The 3,256-nt window shown below is 61.5% G+C and carries 1 protein-coding gene and 1 pseudogene; both read right to left on the minus strand.

The features are described from left to right. Window positions 1-529, minus strand: a pseudogene (locus tag L691_RS30650) (hypothetical protein); the annotation flags it as partial. Between the two features lie 51 nt (window positions 530-580). Beyond that, window positions 581-3,256: DEAD/DEAH box helicase (locus L691_RS0110155; RefSeq protein WP_025690361.1), on the minus strand; the 2,676-nt coding region annotated here is incomplete at its 5' end.

The following is a 3,256-nucleotide window of genomic DNA, read 5'->3' on the forward strand; positions in this document are numbered from 1 at the left end:
TCTCCAGCCTTGCCAGTTCCTCGGACAATGATGCTGACGCGGGCCCGGTGGCTTCTGCCGATGCGGAGCCGCCCCCGGCCCAGAGAGTGAAGACCGCGTCCGTCAGCTCGCTCTTCGGCAGACCGCGCAGCGCGAGCGCCGTCAGCGGCTCCTTCACGAGCTGTTCTCTCACCTTCGCCAATGCCGCCGTATCTCCAGCCTCATCAGCCGTATCCGGGTCCGCAGGGTTCGAAAGCTCCGAGTCGTCCGGCCAGAGTCCAAGTTCGGCCAGCCAATCGGGCAGGCGTCCTTTAAGCAGTCCGTATAATTCATGCGGACTCTCCGCCAGCCGTTCCACGACCTCCCTGCGCCGGGACAGCGGCCATACCTCCATCTTCAGCACATGCCGGAATTTCGGGGAGGCCTGCTGCGAATCCACAGCCCCCTCTCCTTCTGCATGACCCTTGATGGCCCTGCCGGATACGGGTGTCCACACCGCCGTGAGCACTCCCGGCGCGGCTTCGATCTGCATGTTCATCGTCTCCGTCATACCTTCCCTCCACCGCTTGCTTCCCTCGTTTTATTTATCCGGATCGAATCGCTACATCCAATCCTGATTTTGCAGCTCAATCAATTCCTTCAGCTCGTGATCGGACATTTCGGTCAGCCAGTTCTCTCCGGAACCGACGACCTGCTCGGACAGATTCTTTTTCCGTTCAATGAGTTCGTCGATCCGCTCCTCCAGCGTCCCTTGGCAGATCAGCTTGTGAACCTGCACGTTCTTATGCTGCCCGATCCGGAACGCGCGGTCCGTCGCCTGATTCTCCACTGCGGGGTTCCACCAGCGGTCGTAATGCACGACGTGATTGGCCCTCGTCAGGTTCAGCCCCACTCCGCCTGCCTTCAGCGATAGTACGAAGAACGCCGTCCCCTCCCCTTCCTGGAAAGAGCGGACCATCTCGTCGCGTTCCTTTTTTGGAACACCCCCATGCAGAAACAGCGGCATCTTGCCGTAGCGCTTGGCCAGTCTGTTCACCATCAGCTCGCCCATCGACACATACTGGGTAAAAATGAGCGCAGACTCTCCGAGCTCCGCGATGCTGTCCAGCACCTCGAACATGCTCTCCATTTTGCCGGACTGATCGTTTCGGCCCTGACGGCCTTCCTCCTTGCGGAAGAGCTGCGGATGATCGCAGATTTGCTTCAGCTTCGTCAGCGAAGACAGAACCAGCCCCCGCCGCGCCATGCCCGAGCTTCCTCCGAGAGTATCCAGCATATCGTTCACAACGCTCTGATACAACAGCGCCTGGTGCTCCGTCAACGTGCAGTAGTTCTTCAGCTCCAGCTTCTCCGGAAGATCCTTGGAAATGTCGGGGTCGCTCTTCAATCTCCGCAGCAAAAAAGGCGATACGAGCCGGTGCAGCTCTCTTAGCCGATCCGCCCCTTCGCCGCTCCCGTAACGCTCGCGGAAGGAATGATAGGTTCCGAGATAGCCCGGGTTCAGAAAATGAAAAATCGACCAAAGCTCTCCGAGCCTGTTCTCCACCGGCGTTCCGGTCATAGCAACCCGGTGGGGTGACTTGAGCCGCATGACGCTCTGCGCCTGCTTGGTCCGGTAATTTTTGATGTATTGGGCCTCGTCCAGCACAACGGACGACCATGACACCGAGGCAAGATCCTCGCTGTCCCTCCCGGCCAAATGGTACGTGGTCAGCACGATGTCATGCCCTGTGGCCTGCTCTCGGAAGGCTTCGCCCCGTAATCTGCGGCTTCCGTGATGAATGTAGACGCTCAGTGAAGGCGAGAAGCGCAGCAGCTCCCGCTGCCAGTTGCCAAGCAGCGAGGTCGGACACAAAATAAGCGCCGGATTCCGGCCGGCTGCAGCGGCACCATCGGCGGCCGTCTCACGGCCCAGCAGACAGGCAATCACCTGCACCGTCTTGCCAAGGCCCATGTCGTCGGCGAGGCAGACGCCAAAGCCCAGCTCACTCATAGCGCTCAGCCATTGATAGCCGCGCTCCTGATATGGACGCAGCGTCCCCTTAAGCTCCGGAGGAACCGGACGCGCGGGAAGATTCCGCACAGCGTCTCCGCGCATCAGCGAGGCGAGCAGACCGATGGTTTCCATGCCCGTAACGGGCATTCCCTTCCACAGCCGTTCTTCCCCTTCCTCCGCCTCAAGACGCATCCAGTCGGATGCGGACATTTCTCCGCTCTCATGGCGCTTCATGTATCGGAGCACCTGGCGGATCTCCTTCGGGTCCACTTCAATCCATTCCCCGCGGAACTTGATGAACGGCACTCCGGCCGCCAGCAGCGCATTTAGCTCCTCCGCGCTGACGGAACTGTCGCCAAGCGAAGCCTCGATCCTGAAGGAAACCAGCGTCTCCATGCCGAGCGCAAGCGGCTGGGAATCGCTCGGCGCCTCTGGCAGCTGCATCTTCAGTCTCATGCCGATGCGGCGGCGTCCCTCTTTGCTCCAGCGCGACGGAAGCTGGACGGTAATTCCCCGGGCCGTCAGCTCCTGTACGGTCTCCTTCAGGAAATAATACAGCCGTTCCGGCTCTAGATCCACACCGGTCGGAGCGGGGAATTCGAGCGCCTGCGAAATATCCGGCGACAATTCCGCCGCCCTCCCCAGCGCCGCAAGCAGCTGTTCCTGAATTCCCTTATAGCGCTTGCCCCACAGCATAAATTCCCGTTCACCGCTGCTCCAGACAGAGGCTGCGGGAAGCCAGAATCCGCTCTCTTCCCGCCCCTCTGCCCAGAAGGACAGCCGCCAGATTTCACCGTCTTCTCCCGGCGGCTCCAGTCTCAGTCCGAGGCCAAGCTGTCCGCTCTGCTCCTCAGCCGCTCCGAAGTGCGGAATTTCGCTGTTCGCCGCCGCGTTCACCTCCGCCAGCAGCTCCGTGACCTCGGCGGGAGTGCCCTGAACGGGGATGTCGCGGCTGCCCGTAAGCAGGCTGTTCCACCACAGCTCGGTCAAAGGCGACCGCCCCCGGCGGTAATTGGCCTTGAATGGGAGGAGCTCCTGCTCCATTCCGGCCACAACCCCTTTGACCTCAGCGTTGATCACAGCCTGAAGGAAGGAGTACAGCACGGCTGCCCCCGCCTCCTCCCGGGAAGCCGGCTCGTCTTCCTGCATGGCTGACGAACCAAGCGCCAGCACCGGAATGGAGGCGGAAAATCGCAGGAAGGCTTCCCGCTGACCCGGCTCCCTGCAGACGGGAACCCAGCAGGTCTCCGCCGCCAGCTCTCCGCCGCGCCGCCGCGAGCC

This window comes from Paenibacillus zanthoxyli JH29 (assembly GCF_000520715.1).
In the GTDB taxonomy this organism is placed as follows: domain Bacteria; phylum Bacillota; class Bacilli; order Paenibacillales; family Paenibacillaceae; genus Paenibacillus_AQ; species Paenibacillus_AQ zanthoxyli.